General features: G+C 41.0%; 23 protein-coding genes. 17 read left to right on the plus strand and 6 right to left on the minus strand.

Annotated features, from left to right (window positions below):
- Nucleotides 1–142: 142 nt before the first annotated feature.
- Nucleotides 143–346: a YlaI family protein gene (locus tag AA0Y26_RS03825; RefSeq protein WP_413365264.1), complete on the minus strand. Its 204-nt coding sequence runs from the start codon at nucleotides 344–346 to the stop codon at nucleotides 143–145.
- Between the two features lie 11 nt (nucleotides 347–357).
- On the minus strand, nucleotides 358–858 hold the full coding sequence (locus AA0Y26_RS03830; RefSeq protein WP_413365266.1) for a peptidyl-prolyl cis-trans isomerase: 501 nt from the start codon (nucleotides 856–858) through the stop codon (nucleotides 358–360).
- 172 nt (nucleotides 859–1,030) lie between these two features.
- On the opposite strand from AA0Y26_RS03830, the gene AA0Y26_RS03835 reads away from it, so the two are divergent.
- Genes AA0Y26_RS03835 through pyc form a run of 3 tightly spaced genes read left to right on the plus strand, consistent with a single transcriptional unit; the run spans nucleotide 1,031 to nucleotide 6,001 of the window.
- Nucleotides 1,031–1,312, plus strand: coding sequence for a DUF1507 family protein (locus tag AA0Y26_RS03835; protein ID WP_413365268.1), 282 nt, complete (start codon nucleotides 1,031–1,033; stop codon nucleotides 1,310–1,312).
- A 58-nt stretch (nucleotides 1,313–1,370) separates the two neighbouring features.
- Complete coding sequence (locus AA0Y26_RS03840; RefSeq protein ID WP_413365270.1) at nucleotides 1,371–2,552, plus strand: FtsW/RodA/SpoVE family cell cycle protein; 1,182 nt, start codon at nucleotides 1,371–1,373, stop codon at nucleotides 2,550–2,552.
- Nucleotides 2,553–2,566: 14 nt separating this feature from the next.
- The gene (gene pyc, locus AA0Y26_RS03845) at nucleotides 2,567–6,001 is read left to right on the plus strand and encodes a pyruvate carboxylase (RefSeq protein ID WP_413365271.1); all 3,435 of its coding nucleotides are present in this window, start codon (nucleotides 2,567–2,569) and stop codon (nucleotides 5,999–6,001) included.
- A gap of 28 nt (nucleotides 6,002–6,029) precedes the next feature.
- Here pyc and AA0Y26_RS03850 read toward each other — a convergent pair whose 3' ends face one another.
- Nucleotides 6,030–6,947 carry a COX15/CtaA family protein gene (locus tag AA0Y26_RS03850; protein ID WP_413365273.1) on the minus strand — a complete coding sequence of 306 codons (918 nt, stop codon included), beginning with the start codon at nucleotides 6,945–6,947 and terminating at the stop codon, nucleotides 6,030–6,032.
- A gap of 885 nt (nucleotides 6,948–7,832) precedes the next feature.
- Here AA0Y26_RS03850 and coxB point away from each other — a divergent pair.
- The 10 genes from coxB (at nucleotide 7,833) to AA0Y26_RS03900 (ending at nucleotide 17,300) form a co-directional block, all read left to right on the plus strand.
- Nucleotides 7,833–8,897 carry a cytochrome c oxidase subunit II gene (coxB, locus tag AA0Y26_RS03855; protein WP_413365275.1) on the plus strand — a complete coding sequence of 355 codons (1,065 nt, stop codon included), beginning with the start codon at nucleotides 7,833–7,835 and terminating at the stop codon, nucleotides 8,895–8,897.
- A 37-nt stretch (nucleotides 8,898–8,934) separates the two neighbouring features.
- Nucleotides 8,935–10,866 (plus strand): cytochrome c oxidase subunit I, encoded by a 1,932-nt coding sequence (locus tag AA0Y26_RS03860; protein WP_413365277.1) that lies wholly within the window; start codon nucleotides 8,935–8,937, stop codon nucleotides 10,864–10,866.
- Nucleotides 10,866–11,492, plus strand: a complete 627-nt coding sequence (locus AA0Y26_RS03865) for a cytochrome (ubi)quinol oxidase subunit III (RefSeq protein WP_413365279.1) — start codon at nucleotides 10,866–10,868, stop codon at nucleotides 11,490–11,492. The genes AA0Y26_RS03860 and AA0Y26_RS03865 overlap by 1 nt, the downstream gene beginning before the upstream one ends.
- Before the next feature lies 1 nt (nucleotide 11,493).
- Nucleotides 11,494–11,835 carry a cytochrome C oxidase subunit IV family protein gene (locus AA0Y26_RS03870; RefSeq protein ID WP_413365281.1) on the plus strand — a complete coding sequence of 114 codons (342 nt, stop codon included), beginning with the start codon at nucleotides 11,494–11,496 and terminating at the stop codon, nucleotides 11,833–11,835.
- 284 nt (nucleotides 11,836–12,119) lie between these two features.
- Complete coding sequence (locus AA0Y26_RS03875; protein WP_413365283.1) at nucleotides 12,120–12,821, plus strand: phosphoadenylyl-sulfate reductase; 702 nt, start codon at nucleotides 12,120–12,122, stop codon at nucleotides 12,819–12,821.
- A gap of 12 nt (nucleotides 12,822–12,833) precedes the next feature.
- Nucleotides 12,834–13,898, plus strand: a complete 1,065-nt coding sequence (locus AA0Y26_RS03880; protein ID WP_413365284.1) for an inorganic phosphate transporter — start codon at nucleotides 12,834–12,836, stop codon at nucleotides 13,896–13,898.
- Between the two features lie 29 nt (nucleotides 13,899–13,927).
- Nucleotides 13,928–15,067 (plus strand): sulfate adenylyltransferase, encoded by a 1,140-nt coding sequence (sat, locus tag AA0Y26_RS03885; protein WP_413365286.1) that lies wholly within the window; start codon nucleotides 13,928–13,930, stop codon nucleotides 15,065–15,067.
- 13 nt (nucleotides 15,068–15,080) lie between these two features.
- The gene (gene cysC, locus AA0Y26_RS03890; RefSeq protein WP_413365288.1) at nucleotides 15,081–15,674 is read left to right on the plus strand and encodes an adenylyl-sulfate kinase; all 594 of its coding nucleotides are present in this window, start codon (nucleotides 15,081–15,083) and stop codon (nucleotides 15,672–15,674) included.
- 222 nt (nucleotides 15,675–15,896) lie between these two features.
- Nucleotides 15,897–16,811 carry a cytochrome c oxidase assembly factor CtaG gene (gene ctaG / locus AA0Y26_RS03895; protein ID WP_413365290.1) on the plus strand — a complete coding sequence of 305 codons (915 nt, stop codon included), beginning with the start codon at nucleotides 15,897–15,899 and terminating at the stop codon, nucleotides 16,809–16,811.
- A 27-nt stretch (nucleotides 16,812–16,838) separates the two neighbouring features.
- Nucleotides 16,839–17,300 (plus strand): DUF420 domain-containing protein, encoded by a 462-nt coding sequence (locus AA0Y26_RS03900; RefSeq protein WP_413365292.1) that lies wholly within the window; start codon nucleotides 16,839–16,841, stop codon nucleotides 17,298–17,300.
- 200 nt (nucleotides 17,301–17,500) lie between these two features.
- Here AA0Y26_RS03900 and AA0Y26_RS03905 read toward each other — a convergent pair whose 3' ends face one another.
- Nucleotides 17,501–17,944 (minus strand): YugN family protein, encoded by a 444-nt coding sequence (locus tag AA0Y26_RS03905; protein ID WP_413365294.1) that lies wholly within the window; start codon nucleotides 17,942–17,944, stop codon nucleotides 17,501–17,503.
- Nucleotides 17,945–18,095: 151 nt separating this feature from the next.
- Between AA0Y26_RS03905 and AA0Y26_RS03910 the strand changes: the two genes are divergently transcribed.
- Both AA0Y26_RS03910 and AA0Y26_RS03915 read left to right on the plus strand, forming a co-directional pair.
- On the plus strand, nucleotides 18,096–19,154 hold the full coding sequence (locus AA0Y26_RS03910; protein WP_413365295.1) for a CAP domain-containing protein: 1,059 nt from the start codon (nucleotides 18,096–18,098) through the stop codon (nucleotides 19,152–19,154).
- A 160-nt stretch (nucleotides 19,155–19,314) separates the two neighbouring features.
- On the plus strand, nucleotides 19,315–20,802 hold the full coding sequence (locus tag AA0Y26_RS03915) for a UDP-N-acetylmuramoyl-L-alanyl-D-glutamate--2,6-diaminopimelate ligase (protein WP_413365297.1): 1,488 nt from the start codon (nucleotides 19,315–19,317) through the stop codon (nucleotides 20,800–20,802).
- On the opposite strand, the gene AA0Y26_RS03920 is transcribed toward AA0Y26_RS03915, so the two are convergent.
- Nucleotides 20,755–21,255 carry a PaaI family thioesterase gene (locus AA0Y26_RS03920; RefSeq protein WP_413365299.1) on the minus strand — a complete coding sequence of 167 codons (501 nt, stop codon included), beginning with the start codon at nucleotides 21,253–21,255 and terminating at the stop codon, nucleotides 20,755–20,757. The two genes, AA0Y26_RS03915 and AA0Y26_RS03920, sit on opposite strands and share 48 nt — an antisense overlap.
- Nucleotides 21,256–21,342: 87 nt before the next feature.
- On the opposite strand from AA0Y26_RS03920, the gene AA0Y26_RS03925 reads away from it, so the two are divergent.
- Both AA0Y26_RS03925 and AA0Y26_RS03930 read left to right on the plus strand, forming a co-directional pair.
- Nucleotides 21,343–21,792, plus strand: coding sequence for a YlbF family regulator (locus AA0Y26_RS03925; RefSeq protein ID WP_413365301.1), 450 nt, complete (start codon nucleotides 21,343–21,345; stop codon nucleotides 21,790–21,792).
- Nucleotides 21,793–22,121: 329 nt separating this feature from the next.
- Nucleotides 22,122–23,654, plus strand: coding sequence for a diguanylate cyclase (locus tag AA0Y26_RS03930; RefSeq protein WP_413365303.1), 1,533 nt, complete (start codon nucleotides 22,122–22,124; stop codon nucleotides 23,652–23,654).
- A gap of 58 nt (nucleotides 23,655–23,712) precedes the next feature.
- On the opposite strand, the gene AA0Y26_RS03935 is transcribed toward AA0Y26_RS03930, so the two are convergent.
- Nucleotides 23,713–24,621, minus strand: coding sequence for a glycerophosphodiester phosphodiesterase family protein (locus tag AA0Y26_RS03935; RefSeq protein WP_413365304.1), 909 nt, complete (start codon nucleotides 24,619–24,621; stop codon nucleotides 23,713–23,715).
- Nucleotides 24,622–24,820: the final 199 nt, after the last annotated feature.

Here is a 24,820-nt window from a genome sequence, read left to right on the forward strand (position 1 = left end):
CCGAGCAGCTCTTTTTTTATAAATATTCGTTATAAAATATTGCTCCTGCAGTGGTGCACCAAAATGCCGCCATTTTCGGTATAAAGAGCATGTCTCTAAATAACTTTCCAGCAGCACTCTTTTTATGAAAATCATATAACTGCTAAAAATCTTCATCAATCTGTGAAGATGTACGGTAAAACTTAAAGTGGCCTGTTGCAATACGCTCCTCTGTCTTTTCTGCAATTCGCTCATTGCAAGTATCGCACATATACGTGTGAATAGGACGATTGCGCAATTTTTTAGCTAACGGCAGATCGTCAGGTAGTTGGTGGATTGCATCACAAATAACACATTTGACGCGCATGCTATACCTCCTTATTGAATGCGGATTGCCAGTACCCCTTTAATTGGGTTGTCTACATTAGAACCGTCCGCGAATAAAAGATGGACAGGTCCGCCTTCCGTAATTGGCTTGCCATCCTGGCTGAATTTAAAGACGAGGTTTTTGGCCTCTTCAAGCGGGAAGACATGCTCATCGCCATTTTCACATTCAAATACTGCTTCAGTCGCTTCAGGTTTGATTTCAGCATTTTTCAGGAATGGGCCTAACTCCATCCCGAATGTTCCTGTCATCATGCCTTTTCGGTCAAATTTACGCTCCGTCTTTAATGTCGGAGGGAATACCGCACCTTCCATAATTTCACGTGACCAATGGGCGCCCATGTCGGCTAAATATTTTTCCTCTGAATCATCAGGGGCTTTCTCTGTTGAAAAATAAGTAGTTAAGTCCAAACGTCGGTCATCAAAAATCCAAACAGTTGGATCGAGTGTGAGAGTATACGTAACTGCACCTTTAATAGGAATAATTGAGTTCATCAAGAATCCTCCTTTACTAATATCCTAATACAGTATACCGCCTTTTCTATAAAATAAGAAACATTTAAATGAAATTCGACTCTCTATGGAAAGACACTTGCAATTTTACTTTCGAAAAGATAAACTTTATTAAGATAGAATCGAAGAAATATCAGATGATGGGGGCGTCCTCATGGATACGAAATCACAAGCTTCCTTCCAGGAGAAAGCAATAGAACTGTTACAAACAGATGCTGATAAAATTGCTCAATTGATCAAGGTGCAAATGGACAATTTAACAATGCCACAATGTCCTCTATATGAGGAAGTGCTGGATACACAAATGTTCGGTTTATCACGCGAAATTGATTTCGCTGTGAAGCTGGGCTTGATTGAGCGCGAGCGGGGCAAGGAAATTCTGGATGCTTTAGAAAAAGAGTTATCCTTACTGCACGATGCTTATACAGACAAATAATAGAAAAACTCAAACCGCCGAGTGCGTTTGAGTTTTTTTTCTAAGATGAGGTTTTAGTATGAAAAAATATTTTGTAACATATTTACGAAACTTCGACTATCTACTATTCTTTACATACATATTTCTATGTTTGTTTGGACTAGTGATGATTTATAGTGCAGGTATGATGGTCGGTATCATGTATGAAGATGGGACTCCGGATTACTTCTACCGTAAACAGGTAATGAATCTGACCGTTGGGGCAGCTGTGTTCTGTCTCGGGGCCTTTTTCCCATACAAGCACTATAGCAGTAAACCGGTAATGATGTTCGGTATGTTCATCATGATCATCTTGCTAGTCTGGGTAAAGGTAGGCGGGACGGGTCTCGAAGAAACAGGTTCCCAAAGCTGGATCAGGCTGTTTGGTATGTCATTTCAGCCGTCTGAATTTGCGAAACTATTTATAATTTTATATCTTGGCGGCTCCTTTTATAAAAAGAGCCTTAAATATTCATCGATTCAACATGTGACGCCTAATGACATTCTTAACCCGATTCTTATTTGGCTGCTTATTTTAGCTGGGGTTGGGACGGAAACCGATTTAGGGGCATTTATTATTATTTTCTTTATTGCCATTTCTGTTGCGTGGCTGAGTGGAATTCAAGGAAAATCGCTAGGTAAATTCTTTGTTGTGCTAGGCGGTGTAGGGGGCCTTTTATCCGCTGTTCTGCTGTTATTTAAGTACGATACGATTTTTAACGAAAGCCGAGCCGGACGACTGAAGGTATGGTCGAACCCGTTTGAATATGCGGAAGGCTCAGGCTATCAAATCATTAACGGCTATTTAGCAATCGGCCAGGGCGGTCTTGAAGGGAAAGGACTCGGCCAATCGATTCAAAAGCTTGGGTATTTACCGGAACCGCAAAATGACTTCATAATGGCAATTATTGCGGAAGAATTAGGGATCATGGGTGTGGTGATTGTTCTCATCGGTATTGGTCTCATCGTTCTGCGCAGTTTCTATATTGCGATGACAACAAAAGATCCGCTTGCACGTATGATCGCGGGGGGAATCGGCAGTTGGATTGGATTCCAGACATTTATCAATCTTGGGGGTGTATCGGGATTAATCCCGTTAACCGGAGTAACGCTACCTTTCATTAGCTATGGCGGTACTTCTATAATGATGCTTTCTTTAGCGATGGGCATTCTAATCAATGTTTCCATGTACTATAAGAGGGACAAGAAAAAGCTTTCATAAGGGGTTGAGGAGAAATGAAAGAAATCAAGAAAGTATTAGTAGCAAACAGGGGAGAGATCGCCATTCGTATCTTCCGGGCTTGTACGGAATTACACTTGGAAACGGTGGCTATCTATTCGCGTGAAGACAGCGGGGCGTTCCATCGCTATAAGGCGGATGAGGCGTACCTTGTCGGAGAAGGAAAAAAGCCGATTGATGCATACCTAGACATCGAAGGCATCTTGGATATTGCTAAGGATGCCGGTGTAGATGCCATCCATCCCGGTTATGGTTTTTTATCCGAGAATGTAGAATTTGCTCGCCGTTGTGAAGAAGAAGGTATTATATTCATCGGACCGACATCGAAGCATTTAGATATGTTTGGAGACAAGGTAAAAGCGCGTGAACAGGCAATTGTCGCGAGTATACCTGTCATCCCGGGTACAGATGGTCCCGTTAGCAGCCTGCAAGAGGTAGAAGCATTCGGAGAAAATTATGGATACCCAATTATGATCAAAGCTGCACTTGGCGGCGGTGGACGAGGCATGCGTATGGTCCAGTCAAAAGAGGAATTGGCATCGGCTTATGAGCGTGCAAAGTCAGAAGCGAAGGCAGCATTTGGTTCGGATGAAGTATATGTAGAAAAATGTATTGTGAAGCCAAAGCATATTGAAGTACAAATTATCGGTGATGCTGCAGGGAATATTGTGCATTTATACGAGAGAGACTGCTCAATCCAACGCAGACATCAAAAAGTTGTAGAAATTGCACCGTCCAATTCAATTTCGAACGATTTACGCAACCGAATTTGTGATGCGGCTGTAAAATTGATGAAAAATGTAGGCTATATGAATGCCGGAACAGTAGAATTCCTTGTTGCAGGTGATGACTTCTATTTCATTGAAGTGAATCCGCGTATCCAAGTAGAACATACTATTACAGAGATGATTACAGGGATAGATATCGTTCATGCACAAATAAAAGTAGCAGCTGGACATACCCTGCACTCACCGGAGATTAATATTCCTGCTCAAGATAAAATCCCACTATTCGGATATGCCATCCAATCACGTGTTACGACGGAAGATCCAAAGAACGACTTTATGCCAGATACAGGAAAACTTATGGTATACCGTTCAAGCGGCGGGTTTGGTGTCCGTCTAGATGCTGGAAATGGATTCCAAGGAGCTGTCGTTACACCTTACTACGATTCTCTGCTCGTAAAAATTTCGACGTGGGGTATGACGTTTAACGAAGCAGCAGCAAAAATGAACCGTAACCTGCGTGAGTTCCGTATCCGCGGTGTTAAAACAAATATTCCATTTTTAGAAAATGTCGTGCTTCATGAGAAGTTTCTAACAGGGGAATTTGATACGAGCTTCATTGATACAACGCCAGAGTTATTTGAGTTCCCTGAACGCAAAGACCGAGGGACGAAGCTGCTCAGCTATATCGGGAATGTCACTTTAAATGGATTCCCAGGAGTGGAAAAACGCACGAAGCCAATCTTTGTCCAGCCGGAACAGCCCAAAGTTGATTTGCTGACACCTTCTCCTTCTGGAACAAAGCAAATTTTGGATGAGCGCGGAGCAGAGGGATTAATCGAATGGATCAGGAACCAGGAAGATGTTCTCCTAACAGATACAACATTCCGAGATGCCCATCAGTCACTTTTAGCGACACGCGTTCGCTCTCATGATATGTTTGAAATTGCAGATGCAACAAGCCGTCTAATGCACAATTATTTCTCACTGGAAATGTGGGGCGGGGCAACATTCGATGTTGCGTATCGATTCCTGAAAGAAGATCCGTGGGCGCGTCTTGAAAAACTGCGTAAGCAAGTACCGAATGTATTGTTCCAAATGCTTCTTCGCGGGGCGAATGCAGTTGGCTATACGAACTATCCGGATAATTTAATACGAGAGTTCATTAAAGAGTCTGCAGCATCAGGCATTGATGTATTCCGTATCTTTGATAGCCTTAACTGGATTAAGGGAATGGAAGTGGCGATTGATGAGGCACGCAATACCGGGAAAATTGCAGAGGCTGCTATTTGCTATACAGGTGATATTTTAGATGATACAAGAGCAAAATATACAGTGAATTATTATAAAGAAATGGCTCGAGAGCTGGAAAAGGCCGGCGCACATATCCTGGCAATTAAAGATATGGCAGGGCTTCTTAAACCAGAAGCAGCATACCGGCTAATTTCGGAGCTGAAGGATGCAACGAATCTGCCAGTCCACCTTCATACACATGATACGAGCGGAAATGGCATTTATTTATATGCCAAAGCAATTGAGGCGGGCGTAGATATCATTGATACAGCGCTTGGTTCAATGGCAGGGCTGACTTCACAGCCGAGTGCAAATTCCCTTTATTATGCGATGAAAGGTAGTAAGCGCGAGGTTCGTGCAGACATCGATTCATTAGAAAAGCTTTCCTACTATTGGGAGGATGTACGTAAATACTATATGGATTTTGAAAGCGGTATGAATGCGCCACATTCAGAAATCTATGTTCATGAAATGCCTGGGGGGCAGTACAGCAACCTGCAGCAGCAAGCAAAGGCAGTAGGACTTGGAGATCGCTGGGATGAAGTAAAGGCAATGTATTCCCGTGTAAATATGCTGTTTGGAGATATTGTAAAAGTGACACCATCTTCAAAAGTTGTTGGGGATATGGCATTATTCATGGTACAAAATGATTTAGACGAGGAAAACATTTACGAGCGCGGACTGTCCATCGATTTTCCTGAATCAGTAATTGAATTTTTCCAAGGCTATTTAGGACAGCCGCATGGTGGGTTCCCGGAGAAATTGCAGCAAGTAGTACTGAAGGACCGAGAAGCCATTTCAGTTCGCCCGGGAGAATTATTAGAGCCGGTTAATTTTGAAAAGTTAGCAGCGGAACTAGAAGAGAAGCTAGAATGCCAGCCAACAAAGCAGGATTTACTTGCTTATGCACTTTACCCAAAGGTGTTTGAAGAATATTCAAGAACAGCCAATCAGTTTGGTGACATCTCTGTTCTCGATACACCGACATTCTTATATGGCCTGAAACTTGGTGAGGAAATTGAAGTGGAAATCGAGAAAGGGAAGACGTTGATCGTCAAGCTTGTATCAATTGGTGAGCCGCAGCATGATGGCACACGTGTCATGTACTTTGAACTCAACGGACAATCTAGGGAACTAGTCATTCAGGATATGACAGTAGAAGTAGACGGCAGTCTATCATTGAAGGCTGATCCTTCCAACCCAAATCAAATTGGGGCGACAATGCCGGGTACTGTGCTGAAAGTAGTCGTATCAAAAGGCAGCCCAGTTAAACGTGGGGATCATTTATTGATCACAGAGGCAATGAAGATGGAAACAACTGTCCAGGCACCAAAAGACGGAATTGTTAAGGAAGTTTATGCTTCAGCAGGCGATGCTATCTCAACAGGTGATCTATTAATTGAATTAACATAAAAATAGAGTGCGAGGAAACCCTCGCACTCTATTTTTGATTTTGATTGCTTCGATATACAAGTAAGATCATATAGCAGAATAAGCCGAACAATAAAGAAATTAATAAAGAGTGCAGTAGCGCCACGACTAAATTCAGCTTTGTCAAAACGACTAACATACCTGCTAATACTTGCAGGATGACAATGATAAAGGCAATAATCCAGCCCCAGTAAATGACGCGTTGCTCTTTATAGTTTTTCACAACATGCCAAGTAATAGCAGCAATCCAAAGGAAAATGACCAATACTGCTAATCGATGTCCCATTTGCACCCATTCATACATATTGTATGGAAGCGCGAACGGTTCATTATTTCGACAGAACGGCCAGTCGGGACAAACAAGGCTCGCATCTGTATGCCGTACAAGTGCGCCTGTATAGACGACAAGGTAAGAATAAATTGTGACTCCAATGATATGCCATTTTAATTTCCTGTCGATAAATACGTTATCAGCGTCAAACTTTTGATCGACTTCAAATACAATGAGAGCCAATAATAAAACAGCAGTAAAGGAAATGAGCGAGATTCCGAAATGCAGAGCTAAAATGAAATCTCCTTGTCCCCATAAAACTTGGGCAGCTCCTATTAATGCTTGCAATACAAGAAAGAAGATCGCGTTAAAGCCCAGGAACTTCACTTCTTTAATATGACCGAGTGTACGCCATGTCCAAAACACTAAAGCTACAATAAAAAGTGATACTACGCCTGTCACGAGCCGGTGTGAAAATTCGATTAAAACCTCAGTCGTAATTTCCTGAGGAATAAGCGACCCGTTACAATCAGGCCAGTTGCGTCCGCAGCCAAGGCCGCTGTCAGTTTTTGTTACGAGCGCCCCGCCTATCAGGATGAACAACATACCGATTGTTGCTGCTACGGCAAGCCATTTCAAATATTTATTACGTTGCATGATAATGTGCCACCTACTTCTGATTTCAACATCGCTCCTAAAAAGCGTCTCTAGTTTAAGATGATAGCGAATAAACTAGTAAAAGACAACTTCAAACAGAAATCCCTTTTTATAAGAGGCTTCCATTTCACAAATTGTTCATAAATTCGTACCCATACCTTCACAAATGTTTTGGGGAAATCGATTACTATATATATGTTGTTTTTCCTCGAATTGGGTTCCCTTGGTTTTCACCAAACTTTCATTGAAATTTGTTTAAACGTCTAGAAATCACAGACAAATTTCGATATAGTTAGTGTTAGCGGAATATGCTTACAAAAATGAAAGGAGGGGCATAGTGTCAGTTGAGCCGTTTATTAACGGCAATGGAAAATTGAACTGCAAACGACATTTTGTGTAAACGATCATCAATCTGCAATTATAGATTGGAACCGATTTATTCTAATTTGGTGAAACCCTTTACATAATTGTGGTTAGCTTTTCAGCAGAAAAGGTATTTCATGCATCTAGAATGTTAAAAATACCAATTATGAATTGACATGAACCCATTCGAACTGTTTTGTAAGTGAAATTTTGTTATTTGCGGCGAGGTGCCGACATGTGAAGACTAGCGCGTATAGTTCTTATAGCTGGAGGCGTTCGACAAAGAAAACTACATGAATGGCTGCTGCCAGCTATTCACAGCTTTAGATGAAGGAACCGGAGTTGGACAAACTTTGTTCATTTATTATATAAGTGAATGAAGGATGTGCTATTAAGATAGTTCTTTCAGTGATAAGCTAAAGGTAGGAATTCTTTCTTAAATGGCAAGAATTCACATAGAACTAAACCACAGTCCTGGTTGCACATGAAAATACAACAAAGAAAGAGGGGTTTTATTAAGCTATGATGAAAGGGCTTAAAAAATGGCGTCTATTTGCATTGCTATCAGCGTTAACTGTTTTCCTTTCTGCTTGTGGTGAAGAATACATCTCCACACTCAAGCCATCTGGTCCTGTAGGGCAAGAGCAGTTAAATATTTTAATTTTATCAGTAATCATTATGGCGTTAGTAGTTGTCGTTGTTTCAGTTATCTATTTACTTGCTTTTATTAAATTCCGCCGTTCTAAAGTAGGCGAAGATTTCATGCCTAAACAAGTAGAGGGTAGCCATACTCTTGAAGTAATCTGGACAGTTATTCCAATCGTGTTACTTTTAATCTTAGCTGTTCCTACATTAACAGCCACTTATAAATTTGCAGATGTTGCTGCAATGGATCAAGTGGATGAAGAAGGAAACAAAAATGCACTTACTGTGAACGTAACTGCAAAATTATACTGGTGGGAGTTCGAATATCCGGACCTAGGAATCATCACTGCTCAAGAGCTTGTTGTTCCCACTGGAGAAAAAGTATACTTCAACCTGCTAGCTGCTGACGTAAAGCACTCATTCTGGATTCCAGCTGTAGGCGGTAAGATGGATACAAACGTAGATAACTTAAACAAATTCTATCTACAGTTTGATGAAGAATCTGAAGGCTTAAAAGATGGCGTATTTTACGGTAAATGTGCTGAACTATGTGGTCCTTCACACGCTTTAATGGATTTCAAAGTAAAAACTTTAGATCCTGAAGCATTCGATACATGGGTAGCAGCAATGCAGGCTACTGAAGGCAATGTTGCAGACCAGAACTCATCAGACGCTGGGGAAGCGGCATTCGCGAACAGCTGCTTAGGCTGTCACGCAGTATCAGCTGTTTCAGGTGCAGGTGTTGGACCAAACTTAACTGCTTTCGGTGACCGTAACCGTGTAGCTGGGTTCTTGGAACACACTACTGAAGAAACAACTAACTGGATCATGGATCCTGAATATTACAAACCAGGCAACTTAATGACTGGTAAATACTCAGTGACAGAAGAAGAAGCGCAAGCAATCGCTGAGTACTTAATGACATTATCTGTTGAAGACTAATTCACACTAGATAGAAACTTTGAAGGAGGTTAAAGTTGTGAGCTCTGTCGCTAAGAAAAAGGGCTTCGGGGGACATATTTGGGACTACTTAACGACTGTCGATCATAAGAAAATCGCCATTCTTTATTTAGCTGCCGGTACACTGTTCTTCGCCATTGCTGGATTTGAAGCGCTATTAATACGTGTTCAATTGATGATTCCGAATAACGATTTCATCTCAGCAGGCCTATTTAACGAATTATTAACAATGCACGGTACGACAATGCTATTCTTAGCAGCGACACCGTTACTATTTGCCTTTATGAATGCGATCGTTCCGCTACAAATTGGAGCACGTGACGTTGCATTCCCGTTCCTTAACGCACTTGGATTCTGGTTATTCTTCTTTGGTGCGGTATTCCTTCACCTTTCATTCTTCCTTGGTGGAGGTCCTGACGCAGGGTGGACATCTTACGCGTCGTTATCTTTATACTCGCCTGGACATGGTATTGACTTCTATGTATTAGGTTTACAAATCTCTGGTGCTGGTACATTAATTTCCGGTATCAACTTCATCGTAACAATCATTACGATGCGTGCACCTGGTATGACGTTCATGCGTATGCCACTATTCACTTGGACTTCTTTAGTTTCAAGTACATTAATTTTATTTGCGTTTCCTCCTCTTACAGTAGGTTTATTCCTAATGTTAGTGGATCGTATGTTTGGAGCAAACTTCTTCGACCATACAATGGGTGGTAACACAATTATTTGGGAGCACTTATTCTGGATTTTCGGTCACCCTGAGGTATATATCTTAGTGTTACCAGCGTTTGGTTTATTCTCGGAAATTATTCCGGTATTTGCTCGTAAACGTTTGTTCGGATACTCTTCAATGGTATTCGCAACAATCTTAATCGGTTTCTTAGGATTCATGGTTTGGGCTCACCATATGTTTACAACAGGTCTTGGTGCAACAGCCAATGCAATCTTCGCTGTAGCAACAATGGCGATCGCTGTACCAACAGGTATGAAAGTATTCAACTGGATCCTGACTATTTGGGGCGGTTCCGTCAAAGTTACAGTACCAATGCTATATGCACTTGGTTTCATCCCGTCCTTCGTTGCGGGTGGTGTTACAGGGGTTATGCAGGCAGCTGCTCCACTTGACTACCAATTACACGATTCTTACTTTATCGTAGCTCACTTCCACTACGTAATCGTAGGTGGTATCGTAACTGCGCTATTCGGTTCAGCACACTTCTACTGGCCGATTATGTTCAACCGTGCATTGAATGAGAAGCTAGGAGTTCTTACTTTCTGGATTTTCTTCATCGGTTTCCATTTAACATTCTTTGTACAGCATTTCTTAGGTTTAATGGGTATGCCGCGTCGTGTATTCACTTACATGGCAGACCAAGGTTGGGATACATTCAACTTCATCTCTTCAATCGGTGCATTAATGATGGGTGTTGGGGTAATCCTACTTGTAATTAACGTATTGCTTTCAATTAAATCTGCACCACTTAATCGTCGCGACTACTGGGGCGATGGACGTTCTCTTGAATGGGCGCTTGAAACTCCGCTTCCATTCTATAACTTTAAACAAACTCCACTTGTTCGTGGATATGATCCGTATTGGATTGAAAAAGAAGAAGGCAACAAAGAGGGTATGGTTTATGCAGAGCCAATAGGCGATATCCATATGCCAAATAATTCAATTTTACCGTTCGTTATGTCAATCGGTACATTCGTTGCAGCGTTTGGTGCACTTTACAGCCCTTGGGGAGACCAAGCTAAAGCTGGTACTGCGGAAAGCGTATCACCGGGCTTATCATTAGCATTGCTAATCGGTGGTCTAGGCCTGACAATTGTATGTATGATTATCCGTTCCTTCAAGGATGATTTAGGCTACCACGTCCATAAGGAAGAGGTAGTACAAATCGAGAAGGAACTTGCTGAATACCGTGCAAAAGGGGGTAAACGATAATGGACGTTAATCAAAAATTTACTCCTCAGAGCTGGCCGAAGCATGCTGAAACGGCTACAATGGAAGGGAAAAACAAATTCGTAGGTATTTGGATGTTCCTTGCATCCGATACAGTATTATTTGCCAGTGTATTTGCGACATACCTAGCGCTGAAGGATCAAGGTCCTGCAGGTATGGAATTCACTGCACAAGGTTTGTTTGAATTGCCATTGGCGTTTATGATGACGATGTTGTTATTAACATCTTCATTAACTTCTGTTTATGCAATGTATCACATGAAGAACCATAATGCTAAAGGTGTCATTACTTGGATGGCAATTACTGTTCTTTTAGGTCTTGGCTTCTTGGCGCTAGAAATCTATGAGTTCTATCATTATGTACACATTGGTTTTGGCTATACGCAATCAGCGTTCTCTTCAGCATTCTTCACGCTTGTAGGGACGCATGGTCTACACGTTATCATTGGTTTAGTTTGGATCACAGGATTACTAATCCGTAACGCGAAGCGTGGATTAACTTTATACAACGCGCCGAAGTTCTTTGCCGCATCAATTTACTGGCACTTTATCGACGTTGTATGGGTATTCATCTTCACAGTAGTTTACTTGATGGGAGTGTTAGGATAATATGGCACACGATACTCATTTTGAAACTCGTTCTCAAGCCCAATACGAATATGACCGCGCTCAAAATGCAAAGCATATGCGTAAGCAAGTGACACAATTTGCGATTATGATTATGCTGACTTTTGTTGCCTTTGCAGCAGTAGTAGCAGATTTTTCACCGTACTTCATCAAGCCATTAATCCTTTTACTGGCAGGAGTACAAGTAGTGCAGCAGCTTTATTCTTTCATGCATATGGATGAAAAAGATGCGCCGCATATGGGTGTTATTCAATTCTTTATCTGGGGCGGCGGATTTATCGCCTTTACGTTCTTCGTAGCGTTCTTAACAATCATTTGGTGGTAATTCCACTAAGAAACGTCTTCAGCGAAAGCTGGAGACGTTTTTTTATATAATAAAGTGTAAATTACAAATACATAATAAATTCAGAATAAACCTTAAACCTAGTTGACTAATAGGGAATGTATAGTATACTAATAATAAAGAAAATTCTCTCCTTTCCACAATTGCTTCTTATCGTGTTCAAGGGGGGAGATTATAAAATTGCTGACTAGAAAAACTAGAGGCGTTTTAATGCGGGCATGATGCGGGCGTTAAAGCGCCTTTTTATTTATATAGGGGGGAAAGACATGTTAACTTATTCTACCTGGCAAAAGCCTGAGCTGGAATTTGAAGTAGATGAAACCTACAAAGGAGCCCTAAATGTTCTAAAGTGGGCTTACGAACATTATGGTGAGGAAATCGTTTATGCCTGCAGCTTTGGCATTGAGGGGATTGTGCTCATAGATTGTATTTCAAAAGTAAAGCCAGACGCTAAGATTGTCTTTTTAGATACGGACGTCCATTTTAAGGAAACATATGAAACAATCGAGCGGGTGAAAGAAAAGTATCCACAGCTTCGTATTGAAATGAAAAAACCTGCTTTGACATTAGAAGAGCAAGCAGAAAAATACGGGGCTGCGCTTTGGGAACGTGATCCAAATCAATGCTGCAATATTCGGAAACTTGTTCCGCTTAATGAAACATTAACAGGTTCAAAAGCTTGGATTTCTGGATTGCGCCGTGAACAGTCACCAACTCGTGCCAATGTGGAATTTATCAATTTGGATAAACGGTTTGAATCAATTAAAGTATGTCCCCTCATCCATTGGACATGGAAGGATGTATGGAGATACGTCTCAAAGCATGATTTGCCATATAATCCGCTGCACGACAAAGGCTATCCAAGTATAGGCTGCGAAACCTGTACAAAACCTGCCTTTACAATGGAAGACTTGCGCTCTGGACGCTGGTCAGGGCAAGGAAAAACGGAGTGCGGCCTGCACGGCTAAAGGAGGGTTTCTATGCTCGAATATATTGCGATTGGGATCGCACTCTTCTTTGCAGCAAATATAGGAGCCAGCGGGGCAGCTGCTTCTATGGGAGTGGCGTATGGCTCGGGCGCGATCAAGAGTGCCCGGCTCGCCTTGCTTCTCTGCGCTATTGGTGTACTACTAGGAGCAGTAATAGGGGGAGGGGAAGTTGTTAAAACGATTAGTGGCGGCATTATCCCTGAGAGTATTATTACAGTAAAGCTCGTTATAATTATTTTAATTGCTTCAACAAGCACACTATTTATCGCAAACTTAATGGGCATTCCCTTATCGACGAGTGAGGTAACTGTTGGAGCGATTGTCGGCGTAGGAATTGCTTATCAAGTTCTATTTATAAATAAATTACTATATATCATGGCTTTTTGGGTAATCATCCCGGTCGTTGCATTTTTCATGTTATTCATCGGGGGGAAGGTCCTCTATTTTCTGCAGGAAAAAGGTCGTTTGAAGGACCGTCCTCTTTTTACATATTTGCTGATTTTGGCTGGTTTCTTTGAAGCTTTTTCAGCCGGGATGAACAATGTGGCCAATGCTGTAGGACCGCTCGTAGGAGCTAGTATTATGACAGTTCCTCAGGGGATCTGGATCGGCGGAATTTTTGTCGGTATAGGAGCGCTGCTTCTTGGAAAGAGAGTTCTTGAAACAAATGGTAAAAAAATTACTCGTTATGAAAAAACAGAAGGTATTTTAATTTCAAGCACAGGAGCTGTTTTAGTAACAATCAGTTCGATCTTTGGTTTGCCTGTCCCTTTAACACAGGTCACTTCATCTGGCATCATCGGACTGGGTGTAGCTAAAAATGGTGTGAAAGTGTTTGATAAAAATATAGTAAAGAAGATTTTTAGAATTTGGATTGTGTCTCCGCTATTTTCATTAGCGATCTCTTATATGCTCGTTAAGCTATTTATAGAAAATGACTTTTATTCAATTGTTGTACTAGCAAGCATGGCAATTGCCATTATCGGTTCTATGAGTCTTATGAAGATTGTACGAGAAGAGGCGCGAACATTTAATGACGAAGGTTCTGGAATTTAAACCAACCAAACAAATTGGAGGAATGTGAAATGAGTTTACAACCACACGGGGGAAAATTAATTGATGCGTATTATCCGGAAACAAATGTGACAGCACTGACTAAAGAAATCGAAATTGATGCCATTGCATTAAGTGATTTAGAGCTGATCGGTATTGGAGCCTACAGCCCGATCGAGGGATTTCTGAATAAAGAGGATTACGAAACAGTTGTGGAAAACATGCGTCTAGCTTCTGGGCTTGTATGGAGTATTCCAATTACGTTACCTGTAAATCCAGCAATAGCAAGAACATTGGTAAAGGGCGAAGAGGTAAAGCTTGTTCAAGAGGGCACTGTGTATGGAACATTAACAGTTGGAGATGTCTATGAGCCCGATAAAGAAAAGGAAGCGAAATCTGTATATGGCACGGCAGACAAAGCCCATCCAGGGGTAGCAAAATTATTTGAGCGTCCTTCTGTCTATGTCGGCGGCTCCGTCAAATTAATTAAAAAATCAGAAAAGCTATTCCCAGCATATACATTCGAACCAAAGGAAACACGCCAAATATTTAAAGAAAAAGGATGGAAAACGATTGTTGGCTTCCAGACACGGAATCCTGTCCACCGCGCTCATGAATATATCCAAAAGATAGCGCTGGAAATCGTTGATGGGTTATTTTTAAATCCGCTTGTAGGAGAAACGAAGTCTGATGATATTTCTGCAGCCATTCGTATGGAAAGCTATGAAGTATTGTTAGAGAAGTATTATCCAACGGAGCGTGTGCAGCTTGGCGTATTCCTTGCAGCAATGCGCTATGCAGGACCGCGTGAGGCAATTTTCCATGCGTTGGTCCGCAAAAACTATGGCTGCACGCATTTTATCGTTGGCCGGGATCATGCAGGGGTCGGCGATTATTACGGCACATATGATGCTCAAAAGTTATTTGATGTGTTCGAGCCGGAGGAAATCGGCATTACACCTTTAAAATTTGAACATAGCTTTTACTGCACGGAATGTGAGGGTATGGCTACAACAAAAACATGTGCACATGGCCCAGAAGCCCGTGTCATTTTATCTGGAACAAAGGTACGCGAAATGCTGAGAGCAGGAGAAATCCCACCAAGCACTTTCAGCCGCAAGGAAGTAATCGAAGTGTTGATCCGCGGATTACGCGAAGAAGCGACTGTTTAGGAGGAGAACGAAAATGAGTACAAATATTGTATGGCACGAAGCTTCCATTAAAAAAGAGGAACGCCGCGAAAAAAATGGACATTCAAGCTTTATTCTCTGGTTCACTGGACTTTCTGCATCGGGTAAATCTTCGGTTGCGAATGCTTTTGCACACAAGTTGTTTGAAAACGATAAACAGGCTTTTGTTCTAGACGGAGACAATATACGTCATGGATTGAACAATGATTTAGGGTTTGATGAGGTTAGCCGTAAAGAGAATATTCGCCGTATTGGTGAGGTAGCAAAACTATTTGTAGAAAGCGGACAAATTGTATTAACTGCTTTTATTTCCCCTTATCGAGAAGACCGCCAAGTAGTACGAAGCTTGGTGCAGGAAGGTGAATTTATTGAGGTCTTTGTGAAATGCTCGGTAGAAGCTTGTGAAAAAAGGGATCCTAAAGGGCTATATAAAAAAGCTCGTAATAATGAAATCCCTCATTTTACGGGCATTAGTGCTCCATATGAGGAGCCGGTGAACCCTGAAATAATTCTGGATACAGAGCAGTATTCGATCGAGGAATGCGTGGAGCAATTGCAGCAAATTCTATCGGAAAAAGGATATATTTAACGAGTGAGCGGTCAACAAAAGTTGACCGCTTTTTGTTTTGCTGAGTAACATAAAATCAAATTTTGCGTATCTGAAAATACTTTATTTATTTTGTAATGAATACCTTATGCTATTTTAAAATGCTAGGAATGCCATAAAGAAGCAAATGTCATACTATGTTCATTGAAGTCTCCGTAAGACAGTTCTATAATGGAGGTATTGAAGTTAAAGGAGCGCAAATTTATGTCATTAAGTATATTTGGTTTTCAGGCGCTATGGAGTCCTTATTTAGTAGGTATTGTTGTATTTTTGCTGGTTGTCTATTTTTTAACGACGACTGTTTGGAGAAAAGACTTTAAAGTAAGCGAGCCTCTAAAGAAGAGCGAGGCAATCTACTTTGTCCTAGGGATGATTTCTCTTTATATTATCAAAGGGTCCCCAATCGATTTGATGGGTCATATTACATTTACGATGCATATGACACAAATGGCATTGCTACTATTATTAGTTCCGATTCTTATCATTAAAGGTATCCCATGGTGGGTATGGAAAGTTGTAGTGGAAGCTCCAGTAGTACGGATAATTTTTAACATCTTTACGAAGCCGTTAGTAGCGATTTTTCTCTTTGTTTTCATGTTTAGCTTCTACCATCTCCCAGCAGTCTTTGATGTCATCAAGCTCGATATGACACTTCATGGTATTTATACATTTTTACTTTTTATAAGTGCTGTGTTCATGTACTGGCCGCTGCTTAACCAAGTAGAGGGACAGCACAAAATGAAAAATATCAATAAGCTGGCGTATATTGCGGGGAATGCTGTACTCATAACGCCTGCTTGTGCATTGATTATTTTCGCTTCTCATCCTTTATATGCTACTTTTTCTGAGGCGGAATCCTGGTTAAAAGCGATGGAGTTATGCGTGCCTGTTGATACTTTGTCGAGTCTGAATTTATCAGGACCAGAGTTATTTACCAATATGGACCCTGTAAGTGATCAGCAAGTAGGCGGCGTATTGATGAAAATCATTCAGGAAATCATTTTTGGCGTTATTTTGTTCAAGGTATTCCGTGCTTGGTGGAATAGCGAACGAATTAATCCTGAGGATATTACAGAGAAAGCGTTACGTGATTTCCAAAACCGTACAAACTATAACTAATTTAGAGAATGAATAGGAGAATAGGAAATGGGTGTACCAATTTTACCAACGATTAGTACATCATTCATCGTGCTGAGTGCCATTTTAGTAGCGATCGGATGGGTTTTAATTGTAAAAAGAAAAGTCGAGGCTCACAAAAAGGTAATGACTGCAGCAGGCGTTGCAGCAATTGTGTTCTTCATTATTTATGCTTCACGAACAGTATTTATTGGTAATACGGCATTCGGTGGTCCGGATGAACTAAAGATATATTATACATTTTTCTTAGTTTTCCATATTACACTGGCGACAGTGGGGGCTGTTTTTGGCATTACGAGCCTTTGGACAGGTTACAAAAATAATATGAAAATCCACCGCAAAATTGGACCGATTACAAGTATTATTTGGTTCTTTACAGGAATTACAGGTGTAATGGTATACATGCTGTTATATGTAATTTATGAAGGCGGAGAAACAACGTCGGTTATCAAGGCGATTTTAGGATTTTAGTGCACAAAAAGGATGTCGCTGTCGACATCCTTTTTTATTATGCAGGAATTTGGTACTACCAGATGATGAAAAGAGCAGGCCGTATCCCAATAGCCATTTAAAATCTCCTCCTGGGGCCTTTTTAGCAGGCGCTCCTTTATTAAGAAATGGAGGATAGAAGGCAGCAAAAAAGGCAACCTTATTAGGCTGCCAGTAATTTACTATTTTAATTGTTTTTCACGTTCTTCTGCTACATCTTTTACGGATTCCTTTGTAGCAGTTTCTTGGATTTGCTCATCTTTTTTGACAGCAATTCCGTATTTTGATAATTCCTTTGCCACAGCATCTAGGATTTGCTCACAGTCTTTGACAAGGTGTGCAGGGAATACTTCGTCAGTATATTCGACACCGTGCGGATAGTAGTATTTACCAAGTGCCGGCTTCAAGATTTTCAACGTCGCATCATGGGCACCTACATCGCCAGAGATTGCGTCGCAGAATACACGTAGATAGAAACGGCCTTCACGTACGTCGAAGCGGCGGTCGAACGTCATACGGTCGTAGTCCCAAGCCCCGTGACATTCTAGGCCGTATTTTTTTAAGATGTCCGTTAGAAATTCCTGATCAACAACAATATTTTCAATTTTTGTATTTTCGAAATACATTGCTTTATCCTCCTTTAGCAAATCGTACATATTATATGCTTTATTGTTAATAATAGAACAAATCGACATTTGTTGCAATGACAACATTGTGTCAGGGACTACCAAATTGCTATAATAATAGACAATCAATACAAAAAAAGGTGGTAAATCCATGAAGGCTCTATTCCGCATTTTAATCGTCGCAACTATTATTGGCCTTATCTTTTATTATGCCACTATAGATAATGAACATGCTCCTCTTGAAGGTCCTAATTCAGTACAGCAGGCGATACCCTCCGAACAGTATATTAATGACTATAATGCAGCTTTATCACCACCTGAGACAGGTATTTCGACAATGATCGGCCAGCCCAGTGATGTACTGATACAAAATTACGGAGAGCCTAAAAGGATGGATACCACAACCTATGGGTACGAATGGTGGATATACGAGCAGCTCATGTTTGGAATTGAACAAGGCATGGTTACGCAAGTATACACAAACTCTGAGGACTTGGATGTAAGTCCTTATACAATTGGTCAGCCTGTTGAGGATATTTACAGAATGACTATTATGGATGCAGAAGTTTCCGTCACCATCGATGAAAATATATATATGTTCACGATGAGTGAAGAGGATACGAAAAATCGTCTACTCGTTAAGTTTGACACACTGTATGCCCAGTTATACATAGACGAGGTGGAAGGTAATTTAGCGGGTGTTCGCTTTATGAATGGTAAAACACTTGTCCTTCATCAGCCTTATGAAATGCAGTTTGTCGGAGAAATGATTGAAAAAGAAACACCTTCTTCGTTTCAGCAATTTGAAATCAATCAGGCAAATGCTGAACAGCTTTTTGAATTAACCAATATATACCGTCAAAAGTTCGGGGTCGAGCCTCTGATTCCCTTTGAGCCATTAAATGAGACAGCTGCGGCTCATAGTGAAGATATGTTTTTACAGGATTATATTTCCCATGAATCACCGACTTATGGCTCTTTAGAACAAAGGCTGGAAAAAAAACCAATCTCCTATGAGGAAGCAAATGAAAATGTAGCCAAGGCATATTTGGATGCGATTGAAGCTGTTCATGGTCTGCTGAATTCTGCTGATCATCGGGCAATCATGCTGGATGAACAGTATTCACATGGCGGGACTGGTGTTTATTATAATTATTATACGCAAATTTTTATAAAGAAAAACTTCCCTGAAAAAAGCGGTTTGCATTAGCAGACCGCTTTAATTTTGCGACGAAAGCGAAGTATCAGGATAAGGTTTTTTACTAAATTTAAAAAAGTACTATTTTTTTAAATATTTGTAAATTAGGGGGATCTTGCTTTTTTGTGTCAAATTCCGTGCGCCCACATACTGTAAAGCAGGAGGGTATAACGTGCAATTAGCAGAGTTATTAAAAGATTGGCCGTGCACGGTAAAAGGCTCAATAAGAGAAGAAGTAGTGCGTATTGAGGATTCATTGGAAGCTGTGCGACCAGGTGATTTATTTATCGCACGAAAAGGAAAAAAATATGACGGAAAAAAGTGGATTGATCAAGCGGTTGATCGAGGTGCAAAAGCAATTGTAGTCGATGAAGAAGTCTTTTTTGATGATTTTGTATGCGACGTTCCGTTGATTTGGGTACCAAATATATTGCAGTTTAGTGCTTATGCAAGCGCGAAGTTATGCGGTTTTCCATCAGAAGTGCTGAAAATTGTTGCTATCACCGGGACGAACGGGAAAACAACGGTCAGCCATTTCATTGGACAGATGCTTCAAAAACTAAATAAACGCGTACTTGTAATTGGAACAAACGGGGTTTATTTAAATGGTACGCCGTACGATGCAGATATAGAACAACTTACAACGCTGCAGCCAAAACATTTACACCCTTTATTTTTAAAGGCGATAAAGGAAAATGTTGAATATGTAATAATGGAAGCATCATCAATGGGATTAGCGACGTACCGGCTGGATCACTGCGATATAGATATTGGTGTATTTCTGAATTTAGCGGAAGATCATTTGGAAGATCATGGGTCATTTGAACAATATAAATTGGCTAAGCAGCGTCTCGCAGGGTTAAGCAATAAGCTGGTGTTAAATGGTGATGATTCTTTTTGCAGGAGCGTTGGCGTTCTTTCGAAACGTGAAAAGTGCTATTTTGGACTAAAAGGACGCGTCGATGTACTATTGCAGACATTAGCGGAAGGAAAAAATGAGAGCACATGCTGGGTACAAACCGCACATAAAGAACGTGTTGTCACTGTGCCGTTTATAGGAGATCATCAGCGGGCAAACGTGGCAGCGATGATAGCCGTATTAAAAATGCTTGGATTTTCCTTTGACGATGTTATGGAATACATTCCCGAGATGACTTTGCCGGAAGGGCGGATGCAGACATTCTATAGCAAGCAGGGCTTTCATGTGATTGTTGACTATGCACATACAGCCGATGCATTAAAGGCTGTCCTTCAAACCGTAAAAAATACCTTTTCGCGAAATGTATATGTTGTTTTCAGCTGTGGAGGAGAAAGAGACGTGGCAAAACGGCGGGAGATGGGAACTGTCGCTTCCAAATATGCAAATCATATTATTTTAACTACTGATAATTGTCGTAGTGAAAATCCAGAGGTAATCAACAGGCAAATTGCCGCTGGTTTCTTTGCGACCCAAAGCTATGAAATGATCTTGGCGCGCGAAGAGGCGATCGAGAAGGCGCTCCGTTTGGCAAAAGAGGGAGATGTCATTGTGATTGCCGGAAAGGGACATGAACGTACCCAGACAATCGGGAATATCACTACCCCATTTTCCGACATTGAATGTGTTACCTCATTACTTGCGCGGCTCGATGACGAAAAAAGTTGCGGAAGCCGTAGCTAGTTTTTTACCGGTTTCATCTTCAATGATACATTCCATAACAAGCATGCGGCGTCCTTTATTGACGAAAAAGCCTTTTGCGATTAGCTCTTTATTCGTTGTTGTAGCTAAATAGTTAATATGTAAATTCGTAGTTACCACATTTTTACCAGCTTCAATGGAACGGGCTGCTAGTTCGCCCATCGCTGCATCGGCCATTGTGGCCAAAATTCCCCCGTGTGGAAGCTTAATTGTATTATGAATGACTGGGGTAACCGGAATACGGATGACACTATGATCAGGATAAAAATCGCCTGTCATATGAAGCGCTGCATTGATATATCGGTGATGGAAGCCTGTCTGTTTGTTTCGAAGTCCCTCGAGTAGATGCATCAGCACTTCCTCATCCTCCGGTGTACTTTTCAATAAAATTTGCTGTAAAAGTTCTTCAGCCTTTTCTTTTGTTGAAGTAGTCATGATGTCTCTCCCCTTTGTCTAAATCTTATCTATACCTAATGTAACATAATTTCTGTTATGATAGGAAAGAGATTGGAGGAGTTTTCGATGTTGATGACTTCAGAATGGGCATTTATTTTAGACGAAGCTGATAGATTAAGTACCATGATTCTTTCATCTGAACAGGCGCAAAATCTCCATATCGCCTACAAGGCTGTATATGAGGATACAGAGCTTTCTGCTCAAGTAAAGGCGTTTAGTCTTCTAAAGGAGCATTATGAAGATGTACAGCGTTTCGGGAAATATCACCCGGATTATCATACAATTATGAAAAAAATCCGTGAGCAGAAGCGTGCTTTGGATTTGAACGAAAAGGTCGCCAAGCTAAAGGTTGCAGAGAACGATTATCAGGATTTGCTGGATGAAGTGAGTCTATTAATCGGAAGATCTGTTTCGGAGGCTGTAAAGGTACCTGTAAGCAATCCATTCTTTTCGACAGGTGGCGGCTGTAGTACAGGTGGCTGTGGTTCAGGTGGATCATGCTCGTGCTCAGCATAACTCAAACAGCAGGGAAATTCCCTGCTGTTTTTTTATTTATCCACAAACAAGTAAATACCTGCATACCGCTGCAGAGAAACAGTTTTCCTTTTTCTTGTCACCTATAAGAATGACTGAAAGCTGCTTACAAGAGCTCTACGAGTGTATAACTGTTTCCCTTCACTTACCGGATACGAAAATACTACTTTTTATAAAGAAATAATCTTATACAAATAACTTTTTCATTAAAAATTGTGTTTTTTTCCAATCAATTCATTTACAATGTACGAGATTATGTTAATAGAGGGGAATAAGAGGTGTTGAGTTTAAATAAAAGATTTATCTTTCGTTTGCGATATTTGATCATCGGGGTAGTTATGATGGCTTTTATTTCAACGATAGCTAGCAGTTTATGGGGTGTCTATCAAATATCGAAAAATATATTAATTGAAAATACATTGGAAACAAACCGTGTGTATGCGCAAAAGTTAGCTACGACAGCTAATAATTATTTAGAGGAAACATTCAAAACGCTGCAATTCAGCTCCCTCTATATTGCGGAGAATTATGAAAATGAAGCATTGCTCCAGCAGGAAGTAGAGCGTTTACGATATCAGACTGATGTATTTAACTCTGTGGCAATTACCGACGATGAGGGAATTATTTTAGCTGTCTCTCCCCCTACATTAGAGCTGAAGGGAATTCAACTTAGCAGTGAACAGACAGGGGAAGCATTAGAGAGACGAAAGCCGCATATTTCCAAGCCGTATGAAGGCATAACAGGGAGGAAACTGATTTTTATTTCCCAGCCTATTTTTAATGCAGCAGGAGAGTATATCGGACTTGTCGGCGGGACAATTTACATTGAGTATGACAACATATTTCACAAATTATTAGGGGAGCATTTTTATAATGACGGCTCTTATGTATATGTAGTAGATGAGGACGGTACCCTCATCTATCATCAGGATCCAAACAGAATTGGAGATGATGTCGCAAGTAATGAGGTGGTTGATCATTTGATGGAAGGCGGAAGTGGAGCGGAAGAAGTTACGAACACAAAAGGTGTAGAAATGCTTGCTGGCTATAGCGCAGTTGAACTCCCGAAATGGGGAATTGTTTCTCAGCGGCCGCTTGATGTAACATTGCTTCCTTCTACAGATCTAGTGAAGAAGGTGGCGCTGATTTCAATGCCTTTTGTTTTATTAGCATTGGTCATTGTTCTTATCATTGCATCATTTATTACAAAGCCGCTGCAGCAGATGGCATTACTCTCGATGAATGAACAAGAGAGGATAAAGATTGAAGAACTTCGTAAAGTGAAAAGCTGGTATTTTGAAGCGCGTATCTTAAAAGAATCGCTTGTGCATGCCTTCACCCTCCTGCAAAATCGAATCAGTCATTACCAGACTCAATCTACAACAGATGCGCTCACTGGGCTGATGAATCGGCGTTCTATGGATGAAACACTAATTCGATGGACGGAGGAAAATCAGGAATATGCAGTATTGCTTGTTGACTTAGATCATTTTAAGAGTGTAAATGATACATATGGACATGCTGTGGGGGATGAGGTGCTGAAGTATCTGGCTAAAACTATGCGGATGTATAGCCGTCCGCAGGATATTTGCTGTCGGTATGGCGGTGAAGAATTTATCATACTTTTACCGAAAACAACAGAAGAGGAAGCCTATGCAGTAGCAGAGAATCTGCGCCAGTATCTGCAGGATACAAATAGCCCTTGCGGCCGGCCTGTAACAATGTCCGCAGGCATCGCTGCATATCCGCAGGCAGGAGACTCGCGAAATGTGATACTTGAAAAGGCTGATCAGGCTCTTTATAAAGCAAAGCACCAAGGCCGCAATCAAGTACAGCTTTTCTAAGCAGAAAGAATGACTCAGTAAAAGAAGCTTGGCCCTATACCAGGGTCAAGCTTCTTTTTTATTGTACATATTTTTTTAGTAATGTTTCTGCAATATCAGGGCGATCTGTTACAATACCGGATGCGCCTGTGCGAACAAGACGAGACATTGTCACAAGGTCATTGATTCCTGTATACAATACATGACAATTTAGATCGCTTAAAAACTTCACAAATTTCGGAGAGTCGAAATTCATTACATTTGATTTTAATGGCGTTTCAAATACGTCTACCTTTGGAGAGTATAGATGGCCGAATTGGCTAGTCAACGATGTGTAAGCTTTAGCCAGGTCAGAATCACCAGCTCCTAATGCTACACGATCCTGTGCATAAAGATTGAAACGGTCAGTTTGCTCACTGTAATTTGAAGATACGATGATACGTCCTGTTGCTTGCAGTTCTTCGAGAAGGCGCCATAACTTGGACGGCATCAGGCTGCCTTCGTAAGTATCGGGAGCATCCTTAATATCGATGTATATAAGTTTATCAGGAAATGCCTCAAGCAGTTCGCGTAATGTCACGATTTCGACTTTTTTCCCTTTGTACGGGGGATTTCCTTCTAAACAAATGAAATTTTCACCGATGTTCAGTTCGCGCAATTCAGCGAGCGTCAGGTCTTTTACATAGCCTGTAGCGCCTGTTAGACGTTCCACAGATGCGTCGTGGAACAAGACGATTTCTTCATCCTTTGTCAGACGGATATCAACCTTAAATCCATCAATTCCATACTCAGCTGCCTTTTCAAATGCCAGCATGGAATGTTCAGGTGCCAAGTGACCACCGCCGTGGCGTGCCAATACAATTGGTCTTGTAAAATTCAGAACGTCTTTATCTTCACGTTTTTGTGGTTTTGCTACTGCTTTTGTACCTGCCCAGACAGCTGCACTAGCTGCTGCAATGGCAAGTGCGACTTTCGTTTTCTTTCCCATACTTGTCCTCCTCTTACGTACTGTATTCCTTTGTTAAGCTTCAATATACATGTAAGACATGAATAGAGCGCCGTATTACACTAAACTTTCGAGGAAGCACTCTATTGTTTTACATTATAACGGAAAATCCTCCATCCTGTCAGCTAAACTCTGTTGCTATCATTTTTGTGTCTATGGTATGCTCTAAACAAGAAATGAG

It is taken from the genome of Lysinibacillus canaveralius (assembly GCF_047301505.1).
In the GTDB taxonomy this organism is placed as follows: Bacteria; Bacillota; Bacilli; order Bacillales_A; family Planococcaceae; genus Lysinibacillus_B.

Bases quoted from the DNA above. Each gene is read 5' to 3' on its own strand.
- AA0Y26_RS03825 (WP_413365264.1), bottom strand. From the start codon at position 346: ATGCGCGTCAAATGTGTTATTTGTGATGCAATCCACCAACTACCTGAC.
- AA0Y26_RS03830 (WP_413365266.1), bottom strand. From the start codon at position 858: ATGAACTCAATTATTCCTATTAAAGGTGCAGTTACGTATACTCTCACA.
- AA0Y26_RS03835 (WP_413365268.1), top strand. From the start codon at position 1,031: ATGGATACGAAATCACAAGCTTCCTTCCAGGAGAAAGCAATAGAACTG.
- AA0Y26_RS03840 (WP_413365270.1), top strand. From the start codon at position 1,371: ATGAAAAAATATTTTGTAACATATTTACGAAACTTCGACTATCTACTA.
- pyc (WP_413365271.1), top strand. From the start codon at position 2,567: ATGAAAGAAATCAAGAAAGTATTAGTAGCAAACAGGGGAGAGATCGCC.
- AA0Y26_RS03850 (WP_413365273.1), bottom strand. From the start codon at position 6,947: ATGCAACGTAATAAATATTTGAAATGGCTTGCCGTAGCAGCAACAATC.
- coxB (WP_413365275.1), top strand. From the start codon at position 7,833: ATGATGAAAGGGCTTAAAAAATGGCGTCTATTTGCATTGCTATCAGCG.
- AA0Y26_RS03865 (WP_413365279.1), top strand. From the start codon at position 10,866: ATGGACGTTAATCAAAAATTTACTCCTCAGAGCTGGCCGAAGCATGCT.
- AA0Y26_RS03870 (WP_413365281.1), top strand. From the start codon at position 11,494: ATGGCACACGATACTCATTTTGAAACTCGTTCTCAAGCCCAATACGAA.
- AA0Y26_RS03875 (WP_413365283.1), top strand. From the start codon at position 12,120: ATGTTAACTTATTCTACCTGGCAAAAGCCTGAGCTGGAATTTGAAGTA.
- AA0Y26_RS03880 (WP_413365284.1), top strand. From the start codon at position 12,834: ATGCTCGAATATATTGCGATTGGGATCGCACTCTTCTTTGCAGCAAAT.
- sat (WP_413365286.1), top strand. From the start codon at position 13,928: ATGAGTTTACAACCACACGGGGGAAAATTAATTGATGCGTATTATCCG.
- cysC (WP_413365288.1), top strand. From the start codon at position 15,081: ATGAGTACAAATATTGTATGGCACGAAGCTTCCATTAAAAAAGAGGAA.
- ctaG (WP_413365290.1), top strand. From the start codon at position 15,897: ATGTCATTAAGTATATTTGGTTTTCAGGCGCTATGGAGTCCTTATTTA.
- AA0Y26_RS03900 (WP_413365292.1), top strand. From the start codon at position 16,839: ATGGGTGTACCAATTTTACCAACGATTAGTACATCATTCATCGTGCTG.
- AA0Y26_RS03905 (WP_413365294.1), bottom strand. From the start codon at position 17,944: ATGTATTTCGAAAATACAAAAATTGAAAATATTGTTGTTGATCAGGAA.
- AA0Y26_RS03910 (WP_413365295.1), top strand. From the start codon at position 18,096: ATGAAGGCTCTATTCCGCATTTTAATCGTCGCAACTATTATTGGCCTT.
- AA0Y26_RS03920 (WP_413365299.1), bottom strand. From the start codon at position 21,255: ATGACTACTTCAACAAAAGAAAAGGCTGAAGAACTTTTACAGCAAATT.
- AA0Y26_RS03925 (WP_413365301.1), top strand. From the start codon at position 21,343: ATGTTGATGACTTCAGAATGGGCATTTATTTTAGACGAAGCTGATAGA.
- AA0Y26_RS03935 (WP_413365304.1), bottom strand. From the start codon at position 24,621: ATGGGAAAGAAAACGAAAGTCGCACTTGCCATTGCAGCAGCTAGTGCA.